This window comes from Pseudomonas iridis (assembly GCF_017980685.1).
GTDB lineage: Bacteria > Pseudomonadota > Gammaproteobacteria > Pseudomonadales > Pseudomonadaceae > Aquipseudomonas > Aquipseudomonas iridis.
Genome location: NZ_JACXXO010000006.1, coordinates 62,498 through 79,716 on the forward strand (window position 1 = coordinate 62,498; position 17,219 = coordinate 79,716).

15 protein-coding genes are annotated in these 17,219 nt (G+C 60.3%); 9 read left to right on the plus strand and 6 right to left on the minus strand.

The genetic code is table 11. The annotated features are described in order from the left end of the window. Window positions 1-7 precede the first annotated feature (7 nt). From IEQ42_RS12380 to IEQ42_RS12395, 4 genes are all read left to right on the plus strand, one after another. Entirely contained in the window at window positions 8-886 is an 879-nt protein-coding gene (locus IEQ42_RS12380) for an endonuclease/exonuclease/phosphatase family protein (protein ID WP_210703735.1), read from the plus strand. Beyond that, window positions 883-2,946: a GGDEF domain-containing protein gene (locus IEQ42_RS12385; RefSeq protein WP_210703736.1), complete on the plus strand. Its 2,064-nt coding sequence runs from the start codon at window positions 883-885 to the stop codon at window positions 2,944-2,946. Before IEQ42_RS12380 ends, IEQ42_RS12385 begins: the two co-directional genes overlap by 4 nt. Window positions 2,947-3,045: 99 nt before the next feature. Further along, window positions 3,046-3,828 carry an N-acetylmuramoyl-L-alanine amidase gene (locus tag IEQ42_RS12390; RefSeq protein ID WP_210703737.1) on the plus strand — a complete coding sequence of 261 codons (783 nt, stop codon included), beginning with the start codon at window positions 3,046-3,048 and terminating at the stop codon, window positions 3,826-3,828. A gap of 76 nt (window positions 3,829-3,904) precedes the next feature. Next, the gene (locus IEQ42_RS12395; protein WP_395593262.1) at window positions 3,905-5,518 is read left to right on the plus strand and encodes an EAL domain-containing protein; all 1,614 of its coding nucleotides are present in this window, start codon (window positions 3,905-3,907) and stop codon (window positions 5,516-5,518) included. Here the strand turns inward: IEQ42_RS12395 and IEQ42_RS12400 are convergent. Both IEQ42_RS12400 and algB read right to left on the minus strand, forming a co-directional pair. Further along, the gene (locus IEQ42_RS12400) at window positions 5,515-7,305 is read right to left on the minus strand and encodes a KinB sensor domain-containing domain (protein ID WP_210703739.1); all 1,791 of its coding nucleotides are present in this window, start codon (window positions 7,303-7,305) and stop codon (window positions 5,515-5,517) included. The two genes, IEQ42_RS12395 and IEQ42_RS12400, sit on opposite strands and share 4 nt — an antisense overlap. Before the next feature lie 10 nt (window positions 7,306-7,315). Continuing rightward, window positions 7,316-8,662, minus strand: coding sequence for a sigma-54-dependent response regulator transcription factor AlgB (algB, locus tag IEQ42_RS12405; RefSeq protein ID WP_042556945.1), 1,347 nt, complete (start codon window positions 8,660-8,662; stop codon window positions 7,316-7,318). 427 nt (window positions 8,663-9,089) lie between these two features. Here algB and IEQ42_RS12410 point away from each other — a divergent pair, with 427 nt between their 5' ends. The 5 genes from IEQ42_RS12410 (at window position 9,090) to IEQ42_RS12430 (ending at window position 13,545) form a co-directional block, all read left to right on the plus strand. After that, window positions 9,090-9,374, plus strand: a complete 285-nt coding sequence (locus IEQ42_RS12410; RefSeq protein ID WP_210703740.1) for a hypothetical protein — start codon at window positions 9,090-9,092, stop codon at window positions 9,372-9,374. A gap of 74 nt (window positions 9,375-9,448) precedes the next feature. Continuing rightward, window positions 9,449-9,613 (plus strand): DUF1328 domain-containing protein, encoded by a 165-nt coding sequence (locus tag IEQ42_RS12415; RefSeq protein WP_042556943.1) that lies wholly within the window; start codon window positions 9,449-9,451, stop codon window positions 9,611-9,613. A 2-nt stretch (window positions 9,614-9,615) separates the two neighbouring features. Then, complete coding sequence (locus IEQ42_RS12420; protein ID WP_210703741.1) at window positions 9,616-10,080, plus strand: inhibitor of vertebrate lysozyme family protein; 465 nt, start codon at window positions 9,616-9,618, stop codon at window positions 10,078-10,080. Between the two features lie 700 nt (window positions 10,081-10,780). Further along, a complete protein-coding gene (gltP, locus tag IEQ42_RS12425) occupies window positions 10,781-12,112 on the plus strand; it encodes a glutamate/aspartate:proton symporter GltP (RefSeq protein WP_210623316.1) in 1,332 nt (443 codons plus the stop codon). 203 nt (window positions 12,113-12,315) lie between these two features. Next, window positions 12,316-13,545 carry a nucleoside recognition domain-containing protein gene (locus IEQ42_RS12430; RefSeq protein ID WP_042556940.1) on the plus strand — a complete coding sequence of 410 codons (1,230 nt, stop codon included), beginning with the start codon at window positions 12,316-12,318 and terminating at the stop codon, window positions 13,543-13,545. A gap of 115 nt (window positions 13,546-13,660) precedes the next feature. On the opposite strand, the gene IEQ42_RS12435 is transcribed toward IEQ42_RS12430, so the two are convergent. Genes IEQ42_RS12435 through IEQ42_RS12450 form a run of 4 tightly spaced genes read right to left on the minus strand, consistent with a single transcriptional unit; the run spans window position 13,661 to window position 17,175 of the window. After that, window positions 13,661-14,290, minus strand: a complete 630-nt coding sequence (locus IEQ42_RS12435) for an ABC-type transport auxiliary lipoprotein family protein (protein ID WP_210703742.1) — start codon at window positions 14,288-14,290, stop codon at window positions 13,661-13,663. Then, window positions 14,287-15,225: an MlaD family protein gene (locus tag IEQ42_RS12440; RefSeq protein ID WP_047299189.1), complete on the minus strand. Its 939-nt coding sequence runs from the start codon at window positions 15,223-15,225 to the stop codon at window positions 14,287-14,289. Before IEQ42_RS12440 ends, IEQ42_RS12435 begins: the two co-directional genes overlap by 4 nt. A gap of 1 nt (window position 15,226) precedes the next feature. Beyond that, window positions 15,227-16,030, minus strand: a complete 804-nt coding sequence (locus IEQ42_RS12445) for an ABC transporter ATP-binding protein (RefSeq protein WP_042556937.1) — start codon at window positions 16,028-16,030, stop codon at window positions 15,227-15,229. Further along, window positions 16,027-17,175, minus strand: coding sequence for an ABC transporter permease (locus IEQ42_RS12450; protein WP_210703743.1), 1,149 nt, complete (start codon window positions 17,173-17,175; stop codon window positions 16,027-16,029). Before IEQ42_RS12450 ends, IEQ42_RS12445 begins: the two co-directional genes overlap by 4 nt. Window positions 17,176-17,219: the final 44 nt, after the last annotated feature.

A 17,219-nucleotide genomic window follows, 5' to 3' on the forward strand; every position in this document is an offset into this window, starting at 1 on the left:
AACCGCCATGCGCCGCTGGAAGACCGAACGCATCGTTGGCTTGCATGATCCGCAAGTCAACGAGCATCACCTGGCGTCCACGGGCCTGCCAGCGGATCATCGTCTGCGCTTGCTCAGTTTCAACATCCAGGTCGGTATCAGCACCGAGCGTTATCGGCACTACCTGACCCGCAGCTGGCAGCACCTGCTGCCGCACACCGGGCGCTCAGGCAATCTGCAGAAGATCGGCGACCTGCTCGGCGACTTCGACCTGGTCGCGTTGCAGGAAGCCGATGGCGGCAGCCTGCGCTCAGGCTACGTCAATCAAGTCGAACACCTGGCCCATCTCGGCGCCTTCCCCTACTGGTATCAACAACTCAATCGCAACCTCGGTCGACTGGCCCAGCACAGCAATGGCGTGCTCAGTCGTCTCAAGCCGTGGGCGATCGAGGATCATCCGCTGCCCGGCCCAAAAGGTCGCGGCGCGATCCTGCTGCGCTTCGGCGAAGGATCGGAAGCGCTGGTGGTGGTGATGATGCATTTGGCCCTTGGCGCGCGAACGCGCAGCCTGCAACTGGCCTACATTCGTGATTTGATCGGTGGCTACAAACATCAGATATTGATGGGCGACATGAATACCCATGCCAGCGATCTGCTACAACAGTCGCCGTTACGCGATCTCGGCCTGCTGGCCCCGCAGGTGGAAGCGACATTCCCCAGCTGGCGTCCTCAGCGCTGCCTTGATCATATTTTGCTCAGCCCGACCCTGACCCTGGAAAAGGTCGAAGTGCTGGCACAACCGATTTCCGATCACCTGCCGGTCGCGGTAGAGATTCGTCTGCCGGGTTCGCTCACGGCCGATGCATTGCCCGCGTTGAGTCCTGCCCCTCGCGGAACCCCTGAATGAGCGACGAAGCCCAGCGCTGGAAAGAGAAATACCTCAAAAGCATCGAACAACAGGACAAACTCGAACGTCGCTGGGCCGCAAGGCTCGACCTGCTGCGCCGAGGCCTGGTGCGCAGCACGCTGGCCGCTGAGGGCACCGACCGCGTCGTTGATCAATGCATGAAAGAAATGCGCGACGTGGTGCGCTCCGACGACATGGACGTCAGCCTCGCCGCTCTGTTGCCGCGCCTGGAAAAAGCCGTGCTCGATTCCGAGCAGCGTCGCGAAACCCGGATCGATCAGGTCAGCACTGCACTGAACGCGCTGGTGACTCAGCTGCAAGCGTTGCCGCTGCCACGGGAAGTCGCCCAGCCCCTGAAGAAATTTGCCAAACAACTGGATGGCCGTGTCGGTCAGGCCCGGGAACTGCCGCTGCTGCTGGGTGAGCTCAGCGGCCTGCAGGGCAAGGCGTTGAGTCAGGTGGAGACACCCGCCGAACCTGGCCGGCCGGGGTTGCTGCAAAGGCTTTTCGGCAGCCGAGACAGCGAGGAGGCGCCGGAACCGACAGCGCAAGCTCAAGTTGCGCCGACGGCACAACCGGCAGTTGCACCTGCACCTGCAGACGAACCCGCCCCAGAGCCTGTCGCAGTCACTGAGCCACCGGTGGCCGCTGCCGTTACCCAGGACGCCGCGCCAACCGCGATTTCCGAGACACCTGCGCTTGCGCCTCAGCGGGAACCGCAAATAACGACCTTCGTGCCGCCAACGGTGACCAGCGAAGTAATCAAAGCTGCACCTGAAGCAGACGCAGTCGAATCTGAGCCCGCGCCCGAAACCGCTCCAGCACCTGCTCCGACGCCAGTTGTTTTACCTGTCGCCTTCAACCCCGACGAATTGATCCACCCAGGCGATCCAGAGCCGCTGTTCCTCGATACCCTGCCCCTGCCCCCGCCCATCGCTCAAGCACTGGCGGCGCTCGATCCGGAGCAATCCGAGCACGACATCCTCTTCGCCCTGCCGGATTCCCCGGAGCCGTCCTACAGCTCCGTGGCCAAACACATCGAAGACACGCTGATCGGCCTGCTCGACGACCTGACCCTGCCCGAACGACATCGCCCACAAGCCGAAGCCATGCGCGAGCGGCTCAAACATGGCTTGAACTGGTACGAACTGATCCCGATCCTCGACGATCTGGCGACGTTGATGCTGGCGATTACCGACAGCGGCCAGCACGAATTCGAAGCGTATCTGCAGCAACTCAACGAACGCCTCGAAGCGTTCCAGAGCAATTTGCAAGCCGCCAGCGAAGGCCATGCCGACAACAGTTCGGCGGCGCGGGCGATGGACACGCAGATCCGGGAGCAAGTCGACGGCTTGCAGACCAGTGTCCAGGAGGCTGCCGATCTGGATGACCTCAAGCAGGTGCTGGAAAATCATCTCGAAGGCTTGCTCGGCACCATGGATCAACACCAGAAGCAGCGCGATGCCCGGGAACAGGAAGTCGCGACGCGCCTCAAAGGTCTCTCCGAGCGCGTGGCGCACATGGAGCAAGAAGCCCAGGGCTTCCGCGAACACCTTGAAGAGCAACGCCAGAAAGCCCTTATCGATCCGCTCACCAGCCTGCCCAACCGCGCGGCCTGGAGCGAACGTCTCGAGCATGAGATCAAGCAATGGCAGCAGCACGGCAACACACTGAGCCTGGCAATGCTCGACCTTGATCACTTCAAGCGAATCAACGACAACTACGGCCATTTGGCTGGTGACAAAGTCCTGAAGATCATTGCCACGGTATTGCGCAAACGCCTGCGCGGTTCCGATTTCATCGCACGTTTCGGCGGCGAAGAGTTCGTTCTGCTGATGCCGGCTACCCCGCCAGCGGTCGGTGCAAAACTGTTGGAAACCCTGCGCGCAGCGATCGAAGCGTGCCCGTTTCATTTCAAGGGGGAACGGGTGACGATCACGATTTCCATGGGGCTGGCATCGTTCAAGCCAGGAGAACACAGCGATCTGGTGCTTAAAAGAGCCGATCAGGCGCTCTACCGGGCTAAAAATGGCGGGCGCAATCGAGTTGAGCTGGGCTGAGAAATTGTTCCATTTTGTTTAAATCCGCTCGCTGACCGTCTGGACCCAAGGCAGTACGTTACACTGTTGCATTACTGTCTTGTGTAATTGCCCTCTGCCATGAAATTTTTTGCCCTCCTCGCGTCGCTACTCGTTCTGGCCGGTTGTGCCAGCGGTCCGCGTTATGACACCAGCCATCCTTCCGCCAACTACGACAGCCGTATCCAGTTCGTGGTCGTGCATTACACCTCGGCTTCCCTCGAGCGCTCGTTGCAGTTGCTGACCCACGGTGAAGTCAGCAGCCACTACCTGATCGGTGACGACCAACGCGCGACTGTCTACAAGCTGATGGACGAAAACCAGCGCGCCTGGCACGCCGGTGAGAGCCAATGGCAGGGCCGCACCTGGCTCAACTCCAGCTCGATCGGTATCGAAATCGTCAACCCGGGCTTCAAGGACACACCAACCGGGCGCCTGTGGTATCCCTACAGCGAAGCGCAGATTCAGGCGCTGATCGTCCTGCTCAAAGACATCAGCAAGCGCAACGGCATCAGCCCGCAGCACATCATCGGGCATAGCGACATCGCGCCCCTGCGCAAGCTTGATCCAGGGCCACTGTTCCCGTGGAAGCGTCTCGCCGCCGAAGGTCTGGGCGTGTGGCCGAACGAACAGGCCGTAGCGCGCCAGCAAGCGTTGTTCACCAGCGGCGAGCTGCCAGGCATCAGCTGGTTTCAGGCGCAATTGGCCCATCTGGGCTATGAGACGCCGCAAACTGGAGAGCTGGACGTCGCGACGCGCCACGTCCTCGCCGCGTTCCAGATGCACTTCCGCCCTTCGCGGTTCGACGGTACCCCGGACGCGCAAACGGCAGCGTTGCTGCTGGTTCTAAATCAGACAAAATAATGACGCCCGCCCGACGGTCAGGGCGAACTTCCAATCAGCAGCTATAACTCATTGGTAATTCTTCGGATATTCCATGATGGCTGCTACCCGAGCGACGCTGCGTAGCTGGTTTTATCGCCCAGGGTTTTTGGCGATGATCGCGGCCGTCCTCAGTGCAGGCCTGTTGTTCAGCGGCGCAATGTTCGTGGCGATGCGCCAGGTCGAACAAAGTGAAAGCCAGGTGATGAACGCTCAGGGCGAGCGCTTTCTCGCCCGGCTCGAGCAGTTGTTCGGACAACTGCGCGAGAGCCTCGACGACCTCGAAGCCCAGCCGTTGCGCAGTTGTGACGACGAGATGATCGCCACGCTGCGGCAAGTCACCTTCAACTATCGCTTCGTCTATGAAGCGGCTTATATGGACGCCTCGCGCGTCTGCTCCAATCGTCCGCGCGAAGAGGGACTGTCGGTTAACCGCGCGCCGGACATCAAAGGCCCGACCTACAGCTACTGGCTGAACACCACAACCGAACCGGACGAAAACCGCGCAGCATTGATGCTGGGGCGCGGCAATTTTCGGGTGGCTACATCACGCGGGCATTTGACCGACATGGTCGACCTGTCGCCCGGCAGCAGCCTGCTGGTGGTGCTGGACCACGGCTCCCGCGCAATTCCGGTGCTCGGCACTGCGCAGACATGGCCACCAGCGGAACCCTGGCCGCCAAAAAGCCGTGACGCCCTGCAAGTCACCCAGAATCGATTGATCTACCGCATGCCCACCGACAACCCGGAATATCAGTTGGTGCTGATCACGCCGCGCACCGGCATCCAGATCCCCGCCATCTGGTGGTGGATAGTCCCGGCCTGCCTGGTGCTGGGCGCTGTCGTGGGGTTCTGCATATTTTTGCTGGTGCGCCAGCGTCAGTCACTGGATGCCGAACTGCACGGCGCCATCCGCCGCGGCGAACTGCAAGTGCTCTATCAACCGATCTTCGACCTCGACAGCCGCAACTGCGTCGGCGCTGAAGCCTTGCTGCGTTGGCGCCGTCCGGATGGCACATTGACCAGCCCGGACCTGTTTATCCCGATGGCGGAAAATACCGGGCAGATTCGCCAGATGACCGACTTTGTCCTTCAGCGCCTACTGGAGCAGTTGGGGCCTGTGTTGCGCGCCAATCCGCAGCTGTATATCTCAGTCAACCTCGCCGCATGCGACGTGATGGTGCCGCGCATCGGCCCGGTCATGGCGCGGCTGCTGGCCCTGCACAGAGTGGCAGCCAAGCAGATTGCCTTCGAGGTCACCGAGCGCGGCTTGATTGATGTGGTGGTCGCTCGGGATAACCTGCAAGCGCTGCGCGATCTGGGCCATCAAGTGCTGATCGACGATTTCGGCACCGGCTATTGCAGCCTCGCCTACCTGCAAACCCTGCCGGTGGATTGCCTGAAAATCGACAAGGCGTTCATCGACGCGCTCGGCCATGACGCCGCCAGCAGCGGCGTCGCTCCGCACATCATTCACATGGCACAGGCCCTGGATCTGAAGGTGATTGCCGAAGGGATCGAGCTGGAATCGCAAGCCGAACTGCTCAGCAGCGAAGGCGTGAAGTTCGGTCAGGGCTGGCTGTTCGCCCATGCCCTGAGTGCAGTGCAGTTCATTGAACTGATTACCCGCGGACGGCGAATTGCAGGGCGCCGGATGGATGACGAAGCCTAAACTGCCAAAGCCATATAAAACTGCGTTCCCTGCCCCGGCCGCGAATAAACGCCCATCCGTCCGCCATGCAACTGAACAATCTCCTTGCACAGCGCCAGACCGAGCCCGGCCCCGCCCTTCTTGCGCCCGACCTGAACGAACGGCTCGAAGATCCTCCCCTGCTGGCCGTAGGCAATGCCTTCGCCATTATCCTCGACGCTGATGATCACCCGCTCGCCATGGCGACGTGCCTGCAAACGGATCTGGCCGTCACGGGCGGTATGGCGCAAGGCGTTATCGATGAGGTTGTCGAGCACCCGATCAAGCTGCGCCTGGTCAGCCTGCAAGCGCGGCAATGGCCCTTGTACTTCCACAGTCAAATCGATGCCTTTTTCTGCCGCCAAATCGGCAAAACGTAATTGCGCCTGCGCCAGCAGATCTTCGATGGAGCACGGCGCGAGCGTCAGTTTCTGCAAGCCGTTCTGGTAACGCGAGAAGTTGAGCAAGTCATTGATCAATTGCATCAGGCGCTGCATTTCTTCGTTGACGGTATCGAGCAGGTCGGCCTCGCGAGACTCCGGCGCAAACTTCGCCCGCTCGCGGAACAGCCCGAACGCCATGTGCATGCCGGTCACCGGCGTTCGCAGTTCATGGGACGCGCGCAGCACAAATTCGCTGCGTACCCGCTCGAAGGCTCTTTGCTCGGTGACATCGTGCAACACCATCACCGCGCCAAGAATGTGACCTTGAGTGTGGCTGACCGGGGTCAGGCTATAAGTCAGCAGGCGCGACTCGCCATCGACCTCGATGCTCAAGTCTTCTGGCGCCCGCTCCAGCGTGCCGCCGCGCAACACCAGTTGCAGCTGCTCATCCAGTTCCGGTCGCTCAAGTGCGCTGCCCAAGCCCTGGCCGAGACGGTCATCGTCCCAGCCCAATTGGCGCTGGGCGACCGGGTTGAGGTGCTCGAGATGGCCTTGGCGGTCGATCATCAACAAGCCGTCGTCGATGCTGTCGAGCACCGCCTGCAAGCGTTGCTGACCGGCCAATAGCTCATCGACGTTGGTGGCCTGATGCTGGCGCAGCGCCTCGGCCATCAGCCCGAACCGGCGCGAGAGCAGATTCACTTCCATCGCCGAGGACGTCGGCAGCGTCACTTCGAAATTGCCCTGGCCGATGTTATCGGCCGCTTTGGCCAGCGCCTCGATGGGCGCACCAAAGCGTCGGGAAATCCCGTGGGCAGTAACGAACCCGATGATCAACACAGCCAGCCCGACCAACCCGAGCAGGCTCGCAATCAGCAACGCCCGGTCGCGGGCCGCGTGCTGCACCGAATTAATGTTGTCGAGCGCCTGCTTATGCTCGGCGATCAAGCCATTGCGCAAAGTGTTGAAGCGTTCACGAAGGTCACCGTTGCCACTCAGCGCCAAACCCGGGTCACGGGACTGATCAAACACCTGAAGAAACTTAAGATAATCGGATTTGGCCTGAGAGAACCCGTATTGCCGGCCATCGCCTTCCTCTTCTTGAGCAATGCCTTCGTCAAGTAACTGGAAATAATGTTGCTTGGACGCCTCGAACGCCACCGGGTCAGGCTTCTCGGCAAGCATCATGATCAGCTGATCGCCGAGGGTCTGGCGCAGTTTCAGCCCCAGATCGAGGGTGACAAAGTTGTTGCGGATCAATGTTTCCTGAGTGCCGGCCATCTGCATCACGCTGACCAAGCCGAGCAACAGCCCTAGCAGGGCCACGGTGATGAGCGCGGAAATGCTGAGGAACAATCGGGTCCGCAACTTCATCGCCAGTTTCATCGTCGGGCACTCACAGGTTGTACTGCTTGCGCTTGCGATACAGCGTCGAGGCGTCGATGCCCAGGGTTTTCGCGGCTTGATCCAGCGTGCCGGCGGTGGCGAGTACTGCGCCGATGTGGGCTTTCTCCAACTCATCCAGGCTCAGCGCGGCACCCACGCGTGGCGCATTGTTGGCCGGTTGCTCAGCCATGCCCAGGTGAGTGATCTCCACCCGTTCCTGCGGGCAGATGATGCTCGCCCGCTCGACCACGTTGCGCAGCTCGCGAATGTTGCCTGGCCAACGGTAGCCGAGCAGCGCTTCACGGGCCTCGTCACTGAAACCGCGCGCCGGGCGTGCGTACTCTTTGACAAAGCGCGCGAGGAAGCGATCGGCCAGCGTCAGAATGTCCTCGGCCCGCTCGCGCAACGGTGGCAGGTGCAAGGTGATGACGTTAAGGCGATACAGCAGGTCTTCACGGAAGCGACCATCGCGCACCATGTCTTCGAGGTTGAGGTTGGTGGCCGCCAGAATCCGCACATCGGCGCGGCGAGTCACCGGGTCACCTACCCGCTCGTATTCCTTGTCCTGAATGAAGCGCAGCAACTTGGGTTGCAACGTCAGGGGAAAATCGCCGATCTCGTCGAGAAACAGTGTGCCGCCGTCTGCCTGGTTGACTCGACCCAGGGTACTTTCGCTGGCGCCGGTAAACGCACCGCGACTGTGACCGAACAACTCGCTTTCCATCAACTCGGCTGTCAGCGACGGGCAGTTGATGGTTACACAGGATTTCTTCTCGCGTTTGCTCCAGCCGTGAATTGCTCGGGCCAGCTCACCTTTACCGGTGCCGGATTCGCCAAGAATAAGAATGTTGGCATCGGTACCCGCCACTTGCCGCGCGGTTTCCAGGACGACTTTCATCGCCGGGCTATGGGAATCGAGGCCGTCCTTGGGCTTGCGGATTTCGCCTTCCAGCGCTTCAAGGCGCGCCGAGAGTTGGCGCACTTCCAATTGCTTGGCAGTCGCCAGCCGCAATTGGTCCGGGCTGCACGGTTTGACCAGGTAGTCGGCGGCGCCGGCCTGGATCGCGTCCACGGCCGTGTCGACAGCCGAGTGGGCGGTGACGATCACCACCCGCATCCACGGTGCCTGAATGCGCATCTGCGCCAATACGTCGAGGCCGTTGTCTTCGCCCAGACGCAAATCAAGGAAGCACAGGTCGAAGACCTGACGTTGCAACAGTGCCTCGGCCTGAGCCGCGCTGTTGGCGGTGGCCACCGTATAGCCTTCGTCTTCGAGGCAATAGCGGAAAGTTCGCAGGATGGCGGATTCATCGTCCACCAGCAGAATGCGGCCTTGTTGCTCAGTGGCAGATTCCATTTTTCCTACGCTCCATAGTGATTGATCTTGAGTTAGTCCCGGAAAAATCGGGCAAGTTGCATGGTTGATTCTGAACGATGCCGGCCATAGGAGGGTAGCCCTCTCCTGCCTTTACGGCTAATCCACTGATTTTTTTGAATTTTTAAACAATCACTGCTTTGCAGGCATTCACCTGCATACATTTCTGACATCTGCGCCCTGCTCTCAATTCCATAAGAATGAATTCTCCTACGAAAAAATCGTGCAATGCGCACGACCGCAGATGCTGCATCGTGCAGGATGCGTCCCGGGGATTTTCTCAACGCAATGTAAGCTATTGATTTTATTGATTATTTTTTAGATAAAAAACTGGCATGCAGGCTGCAATACCTTGTTCAGCCCGGGCAGATCAGAACTGCCCCAACCGAATAAGCGTGAGGAACCCAGGATGACTCGCCAACGTGCCGCCCAAATGCGTATCTCGCCTCTGCATATCCAGCAAGGTCTGTTTGGCGTGCTCGCGCTGTTGATCACCCTGATCGCGTGTCAGCAATACCTGAGCTGGGAAAACAGCCAGAAACCTGAGCCGCTGGTCTCGATCCAGCACAGCACGCAGAAGCACTTCAGTGCCGTCAGCAGCACTGCGGCCGAGAGCGCTTCGATGCGCATGATGGAAGTCGACCAGGCGCAGCCGATGGATCAGCTGCCGCGTGAAGAGCGCTGGGTCTTTTAATTGAATTAACCGGATTCGGGCGCGATGCGCCGGAACACGCAACATCCCTAAATAGAGAAGTAAGGAGAATCACCATGTTGAGTTGGGCAATCACATTCTTGATCATTGCCATCATCGCTGCGGTACTGGGCTTCGGTGGTATCGCGGGCACCGCCACGGGTATCGCCAAGATTCTCTTCGTCGTGTTCCTGGTGATGTTCGTCGTGTCGTTCTTCATGGGCCGTCGCGGCCGAGGTTGACGATGAGCGCTTTAAAGACACTGGCAGCCGCCCTGCTTCTGGGCGGTAGTGCCATGGCGATGGCGGCCAACGACGGCCAGGCGCGGGTCAACGAACTGTTGAGTTCAGACTCGCAGTACAGGGAAACCTGGCAAGGCGTGGTAAAGAACGAAGAACGCCTGCCGGAATGGGTGATGAACCTGTCCGGCACTTCCGAACAGCAGATGAATGCCGTGGAAGAAGATGGCGACAAGTATCTCGTTGGCCCGCTCTGCGAAAATGCAGACAAGTGCCTCAATCACCGCTTGATCGTTGCGTTCAGCTTCGACAAGGACGATGCCTACGGCATGTTGGTTGATGTGCCCGAAGGCCTGCCGTCCGACAAGTCGCCAACGCGACATGCCACTTACAGGTTCTTCGGCAAGCCTGATCAGGGCATGCAGGATCTGTTGATGGAAACATTGAAAAAAGATCCGAAGTGGTACTGAGTTTGAACATGAGGGCAGCGCCTGCGCTGGCCTCTATTGCGCCCACCCGATGAAGGTCGGCGCATGACCAGGGGGCCGGGACGTTCTGACTGCTACAGAGTCGGAGTGACCTACGGGTACAGGGAGTGCCTGCGCAAGGGCCGGGTCAGGGTAAAAGCTGCCGCAAGTTCGTCAATCCAAAGGGGTTCGACGGGCTTGCGCCAAGCTTTTATTCAAGCAAAGCGTTGATCCAGAGCGTCCAGCCCCTTCTTTTTATCGCCCACACTGCGCGCGAAAACATTACGCGGTGTTTCCTGGCGACCGTATATCGAGAAAGAGACCTTTTAAACAGTCGGACTTCGGGTCGCGATATGTAGGCTTTTTCCTAAAATTTTCTTCGAAATTCCTCGCTCAAAAAATAATCAATTGACGCTGCGATGGCCGGTTCACGGCACTTATGCCGGCCGAAATGTCACAATCGAACCGGTTGGGACGCCAGTTTCATTTAAAAAGCTCATGCCGATTCGGCATAGGGTAGGCGTTTACGGCATTAGACGGCGCAACCTTGCATCGGAATAGTTGCGCCTTTTTTCGCCTGCCGAAGAGCCGTCAATACGCGCTTCGGGGCACCTTATACGGAGGCAGATGCACAGACTTTTCCGCTAAAAAGCGTTCCAGTTCCTGCATGTGCCTGAGTCAAACGCAAGTAAGGGTAAAGATAATGAAGAAGGCAAGAATTAGCCTCGCCTGGCAGATCCTCATCGGTCTGGTTCTGGGGATTGCAATCGGCGCGTTGCTCAACCATTTCAGTGCCGAGAAGGCCTGGTGGATCAGCAACGTCCTGCAACCGGCAGGCGATATCTTTATCCGTCTGATCAAGATGATCGTGATCCCGATTGTCATCTCTTCCCTGATCGTCGGCATCGCCGGCGTGGGCGACGCCAAGAAACTCGGGCGTATCGGCCTGAAGACGATCATCTATTTCGAAATCGTCACCACCATCGCCATCGTCGTCGGTCTGGTGCTGGCCAACCTGTTCCATCCGGGTACCGGCATCGACATGAGCACCTTGGGTACGGTGGACATTTCCAAGTACCAGGCGACTGCCGCCGAAGTACAGCATGAACACGCGTTCATCGAGACCATCCTCAACCTGATCCCGTCGAACATCTTTGCGGCCATGGCCCGCGGCGAAATGCTGCCGATCATCTTCTTCTCCGTGCTGTTCGGCCTCGGTCTGTCGAGCCTGCAGTCGGACCTGCGCGAGCCGCTGGTGAAGATGTTCCAGGGCGTCTCGGAAAGCATGTTCAAAGTCACCCACATGATCATGAACTACGCCCCGATCGGCGTATTCGCACTGATCGCGGTGACCGTGGCCAACTTCGGCTTCGCATCCCTCGTACCGCTGGCCAAACTGGTGATTCTGGTTTACGTCGCCATTGCCTTCTTCGCCTTTGTGGTGCTGGGCCTGATCGCCAAGCTGTTTGGCTTCTCGGTGTTGAAGCTGATGCGCATCTTCAAGGATGAACTGGTACTGGCCTACTCCACCGCCTCCTCGGAAACCGTGCTGCCGCGCGTGATCGAGAAGATGGAAGCCTACGGCGCGCCGAAAGCCATCTGCAGTTTCGTAGTACCGACCGGTTACTCGTTCAACCTCGACGGTTCGACCCTGTACCAGTCCATTGCCGCGATCTTCATTGCCCAGCTGTACGGCATCGATCTGTCGATCAGCCAGCAACTGTTGTTGGTGCTGACCCTGATGGTCACCTCCAAAGGCATCGCCGGTGTACCGGGCGTGTCCTTCGTGGTGCTGCTGGCGACCTTGGGCAGCGTTGGTATTCCGCTCGAAGGCCTGGCGTTCATCGCCGGTGTCGACCGCATCATGGACATGGCCCGTACCGCGCTGAACGTGATCGGCAACGCTCTGGCCGTGCTGGTTATCTCCCGCTGGGAAGGCATGTACGACGACGCCAAGGGCGAGCGCTACTGGAACTCTCTGCCGCACTGGCGCAGCAAGGAAAAACTGCCGGCGGGTGAAATCTCGAAGAACTGACACAAAACCCTGTGGGAGCTGGCTTGCCAGCGATGAGGCCAGCACATTCAACATCTTTGTTGACTGACCCACCACCATCGCGGGCAAGCCCGCTCCCACAGGGATCACCGCCAGCCGTTATAAACAGACCCCGGAGAAATCCGGGGTTTGTCGTTTCTGGCGACCCCGTTATCATTCGCCGCATCTTCCGGGGGATTTGACTGATGCTTAATGGCCTGTGGCTTGGCTTCTTCATCGTGGCAGCCGTGTCGGCGCTGGTGCAGTGGCTGGTCGGCGGTAATGCCGGGATTTTTGCGGCGATGGTGGAAAGCATTTTTGCCATGGCCAAGCTCTCGGTCGAGGTCATGGTGCTGCTGTTCGGCACGCTCACCCTGTGGCTGGGTTTCCTGCGCATTGCCGAGAAGGCCGGGATCGTCGACTGGCTGGCCAAGGTGTTGGGGCCGTTGTTTCTGCGCCTGATGCCTGAGGTTCCGCCAGGTCACCCGGCCCTTGGACTGATCACCCTGAACTTCGCCGCCAACGGTCTCGGTCTGGACAACGCCGCCACGCCGATCGGCCTCAAGGCCATGAAGGCGTTGCAGGAACTCAACCCCAGCGCGACCATCGCCAGCAACGCGCAAATCCTTTTCCTGGTGCTCAACGCTTCCTCCCTGACCCTGCTGCCGGTGACGATCTTCATGTACCGCGCCCAGCAAGGCGCGCCGGATCCGACCCTGGTGTTCCTGCCGATTCTGTTGGCGACCAGTTGCTCGACCATCGTCGGCTTCCTGTCGGTGGCCTTCATGCAGCGTCTGCGGATCTGGGACCCGGTGGTGCTGGCGTATCTGATTCCCGGCGCGCTGATCCTCGGCGCGTTCATGGCACTGCTGGGGACTATGTCGGCCACGGCGCTGGCAGGGCTGTCTTCGATCCTAGGCAATCTCACGTTGTTCGGGTTGATCATGCTGTTTCTGGTGATCGGTGCCTTACGCAAAGTGAAGGTTTACGAGGCGTTCGTTGAAGGCGCGAAGGAAGGCTTCGACGTTGCCAAGAACCTGCTGCCATATCTGGTCGCGATGCTCTGCGCCGTTGGCGTATTGCGCGCATCCGGAGCGCTGGATTTTGGTCTCGACGGGATTCGCCATTTGGTCGAATGGGCCGGTTGGGACACGCGCTTCGTTGATGCGCTGCCCACAGCGATGGTCAAACCGTTCTCCGGCAGCGCTGCGCGGGCGATGCTGATCGAGACAATGCAGACCTCGGGCGTAGACAGCTTCCCGGCGCTCGTCGCGGCGACAGTGCAGGGCAGTACCGAGACGACGTTCTATGTGCTGGCGGTGTATTTCGGTGCCGTGGGGATTCAGCGCGCAAGGCATGCGGTGGGTTGCGCGCTGTTGGCGGAACTGGCCGGCGTGATCGGCGCCATCACCGTGTGCTACTGGTTCTTCGGCTGATAGAGAACCCTGTGAGAGCGGGCTTGCCCGCGATGAGGTCAGCACATCCAGAATATCCAGTGGCTGTCACACCGCCATCGCGGGCAAGCCCGCTCCCACAGGGATTGACGGTGAGCTAACGTTGCGATTCGGGGGCCAGTTTCTGGCCTTGGTCCACGGCCCACGCGACGACGTTGGCGGTGAGACGATCACTGGCCTGGCCAAACCCGGCGACCACCGCTGGCACCTGCACATCGCTCAGCGGCTGACGTTCTTCAAACCGGCGACTGGCCAGGATTCGCTGGTCATAGCCGCGCACCAGTAACGCATCGAGGCGCACGACGACGCTGGCCTGGGTGCCCTGATACTCGGTCTGAAACGCCTGCAAATTCCCGCCCAGCTCCAGATCCGCCTGAAAGTTGCTGTCATCGGTGCTCAGCAACGTCACCCGGCCATCGCGCTGAAAACCATCGAGTAGCCGATTGCGCAGCAATACCGGCGCCGGATCACTCCAGCGCGAAGCCTTGTAGCTGCTGATCACGTCACCCTGCGGGATCACCGCGATGGTCGGCCGATTCAGCGCTTCGCTGGCCTGCAACTTGTTCAAGCGCAGCGACCACTGCTGTGTCGCCGCCGGACCGCGCGAGGCGGGCGCCTGTGCTGCCGGCAAGCGGTAGACGTCCAGCGGCTCGGATTCGGGGAAGATCGTGCACGCGCTGATCAGCGTAAGGCCAGTGGCGAGGAGGGCGAGGCGGGTCAGCTTCATGGCGTGAACTCCTTGTTCTTGTCACTGCCCAGCAGGTAACCGCTGGGGTTGGCCTCCAGACGTTGGGAAATGGCCCGCAGCGAAGACAGGGTTTCGCGCAGTTCGCGGATCGCCGGCGCCAGGCCGTTGAGGCCCTGCATGCCGCTGTCGAGGGAGTTCTGGTTCTTGTTCAGCAATGCATTGATGGTGACGCTGCTGTCTTCCAGCGACTTCATTGCCTGCTCGGCGCTGCCCAGCGCCTGTTTGCCCTGATCGTTGAGCAAGCCGTTGGCGTTACGCATCAACGCCGAGGTCTGTTCGAGCATGCTGCCGGCCTGTTTGCCGACGCTCGCCAGTTGCTGCATGGCCTGGCGAATGTCGCCGCGCTGATCGTTGATGGTGCCGGTGGTCTGTTCGAGATGGGCGAGGGTCCTGCTGACGCGTTCGACGTTATCCTCGGAGAACATCTGATTAGCATTGTGCAGCAGGGCACTGATGCCGCTCATCAAGTCGTTGCTGTCATTGAGCAACCGCGAGATCGGCGAGGGCGACGCGATGATCACCGGGAGCTTGCCGTCATGCCCCTTGAGGGTCGGGCTCTGCGGCGTGCCGCCGCTGAGCTGGATGATCGACGTGCCAGTGATCCCGGTCAGCGCCAGTTTGGCCTGGGTGTCTTCCTTCACCGGCGTGTCGCCGCCGAGACGAATCCGCGCCAGCACCCGCCGTGGGTCCTGCGGATCAAGGCGCAGGCTGACCACGTCGCCGACCTTGATCCCGCTGTACTGCACCGAACTGCCCTTGGACAGACCACTGACCGCCTCGTTGAACACCACCTCGTAATCCTTGAACTCGGTGTCGACACTGGATTTGGCCAGGAACAGGCCGAAGAGCAGGGCGCCGGCCACCACCAGCACGGTGCACAGGCCAATCAACACATGATGCGCTCGGGTTTCCATGTCAGACCTCGTTGAGCAGTTTGGCGGCGTCCAGCGCCGAGCGGCCGCGCGGGCCGTGGAAATATTCGTGAATCCACGCGTCATCGGTTTCCGAGACCACGTCGATGGCATCGGCCACCAGCACTTTCTTCTGCGCCAGCACCGCCACGCGGTCGGTGATGGTGTAGAGCGTGTCGAGGTCGTGGGTCACCAGAAACACACTCAGGCCCAACGCATCACGCAGGGTCAGGATCAACTGATCGAACGCCGCAGCGCCAATCGGATCGAGGCCGGCGGTGGGTTCGTCGAGAAAAAGAATGTCCGGATCCAGCGCCAAGGCCCGGGCCAGAGCGGCGCGCTTGATCATGCCGCCGGACAGCGACGCCGGGTATTTGTCTGCCGCCGACAGCGGTAGCCCGGCCAGCGCCAGTTTGACGGCGGCCAGATGCTCGGCATCTTCGCGGCTCAGGCCCGCGTGTTCGATCAGCGGCAGGGCGACGTTTTCGGTCACGGTGAGCGAAGAGAACAGCGCACCTTTCTGAAACAGCACGCCAAAGCGTCGTTCGATCAACGAGCGCTCATGCTCCGCCAGGCTCGGCAGATTCTGGCCGAACACTTTGACGATGCCCTCGCTGGGCCGGCGCAGGCCGACAATGCTGCGCAGCAGTACCGATTTGCCGCTGCCGGAACCGCCGACCACGGCGAGAATTTCGCCTTTGTACAAATCCAGATCGAGGTTCTCGTGCACGCTCTGCGTACCGAAGCGGTTGCACAGGTTACGGACTTCAATCACCGCCTCCGAGGGCGCACGGGGTAGACGACTCACCAGCCCATCTCCATGAAGAACAGCGCAGCCACCGCGTCGAGCACGATCACCACGAAAATCGACTGCACCACACTCGACGTGGTGTGTGCGCCGACCGATTCGGCGCTGCCACTGACCTTGAAGCCTTCCAGGCAGCCAATCGCCGCAATCAGAAATGCGAAGATCGGCGCCTTCACCAGACCGACCAGAAAATGCTGAACGCCGATGTCGCTTTGCAGCAGCGAGAGGAACATCGCCGGAGAGATATCCAGCGACACCGCGCAGACCACGGCACCGCCGATGATTCCGCAGATCATTGCCAGAAAGGTCAGCAGCGGCAGCGCCACCAGCAACGCCAACACACGCGGCACCACCAGCAGCTCCATCGGATCAAGGCCGAGGGTGCGAATCGCGTCGATTTCCTCGTTGGCCTTCATCGACCCGATTTGCGCGGTGAACGCACTGGCGGTGCGCCCGGCCATCAGGATCGCGGTGAGTAAAACACCGAACTCACGCAGGAAGGCAAAACCCACCAGATCGACGGTGAAGATGCTCGCGCCAAAACTGGCCAGCACCGTCGCGCCGAGAAACGCCACCACAGCCCCCACCAGAAAGGTCAGCAACGCCACAATAGGCGCGGCATCGAGGCCGGTCTGTTCGATGTGCGCGATCATCGGCGTGATACGCCAGCGCTTGGGCCGAAACAGGCCACGAGCGATAGTTTCCAGAATCAGCCCGACGAAGCCGAGCAGTTGCAGGGTGTCTTGCCAGACCGTATCGACGGCGCGGCCGATGCGCGTCAGCAATTGCACACTGACGCTGATTTCCGCTTCCTTGATCGGCACGCAGAAATCGGTCAACGACTGATACACGGTTTGCAGCAGCGCGCGGTCGGCGCTGGAGATTGTGCAATCGGGATGTTCGGCGGATTTGCCGAGGCGCTCGGAGCCGAGCAGTTCCACCAGCAATGACGCGCCAGCAGTGTCGAGGGCGCCGAGGCCGTTGAGGTCGATGGGCGTGTCGGTGTCGTACTGGCCGCGCAGGGTTTCGCTCAGATGTTTGAGCTCGGTGTAATGGGCGAGCGTCCAGTCTCCGCTGATCCGCAGGCGGACAGGGGTGTTGGAGGTGTCCAATTGGGCGCTGCCTGTCATCGAGCTGCTGGTCATAAGCTCCGTGCTTGTTCGGCTTCTAAGCGAACTAACGTAATAGC

What these genes read in the sequence shown, in the direction of transcription:
- IEQ42_RS12380 (WP_210703735.1), top strand. Translation starts at nt 8, where the DNA reads ATGCGCCGCTGGAAGACCGAACGCATCGTTGGCTTGCATGATCCGCAA.
- IEQ42_RS12385 (WP_210703736.1), top strand. Translation starts at nt 883, where the DNA reads ATGAGCGACGAAGCCCAGCGCTGGAAAGAGAAATACCTCAAAAGCATC.
- IEQ42_RS12390 (WP_210703737.1), top strand. Translation starts at nt 3,046, where the DNA reads ATGAAATTTTTTGCCCTCCTCGCGTCGCTACTCGTTCTGGCCGGTTGT.
- IEQ42_RS12395 (WP_395593262.1), top strand. Translation starts at nt 3,905, where the DNA reads ATGGCTGCTACCCGAGCGACGCTGCGTAGCTGGTTTTATCGCCCAGGG.
- IEQ42_RS12400 (WP_210703739.1), bottom strand. Translation starts at nt 7,305, where the DNA reads ATGAAACTGGCGATGAAGTTGCGGACCCGATTGTTCCTCAGCATTTCC.
- algB (WP_042556945.1), bottom strand. Translation starts at nt 8,662, where the DNA reads ATGGAATCTGCCACTGAGCAACAAGGCCGCATTCTGCTGGTGGACGAT.
- IEQ42_RS12410 (WP_210703740.1), top strand. Translation starts at nt 9,090, where the DNA reads ATGACTCGCCAACGTGCCGCCCAAATGCGTATCTCGCCTCTGCATATC.
- IEQ42_RS12415 (WP_042556943.1), top strand. Translation starts at nt 9,449, where the DNA reads ATGTTGAGTTGGGCAATCACATTCTTGATCATTGCCATCATCGCTGCG.
- IEQ42_RS12420 (WP_210703741.1), top strand. Translation starts at nt 9,616, where the DNA reads ATGAGCGCTTTAAAGACACTGGCAGCCGCCCTGCTTCTGGGCGGTAGT.
- gltP (WP_210623316.1), top strand. Translation starts at nt 10,781, where the DNA reads ATGAAGAAGGCAAGAATTAGCCTCGCCTGGCAGATCCTCATCGGTCTG.
- IEQ42_RS12430 (WP_042556940.1), top strand. Translation starts at nt 12,316, where the DNA reads ATGCTTAATGGCCTGTGGCTTGGCTTCTTCATCGTGGCAGCCGTGTCG.
- IEQ42_RS12435 (WP_210703742.1), bottom strand. Translation starts at nt 14,290, where the DNA reads ATGAAGCTGACCCGCCTCGCCCTCCTCGCCACTGGCCTTACGCTGATC.
- IEQ42_RS12440 (WP_047299189.1), bottom strand. Translation starts at nt 15,225, where the DNA reads ATGGAAACCCGAGCGCATCATGTGTTGATTGGCCTGTGCACCGTGCTG.
- IEQ42_RS12450 (WP_210703743.1), bottom strand. Translation starts at nt 17,175, where the DNA reads ATGACCAGCAGCTCGATGACAGGCAGCGCCCAATTGGACACCTCCAAC.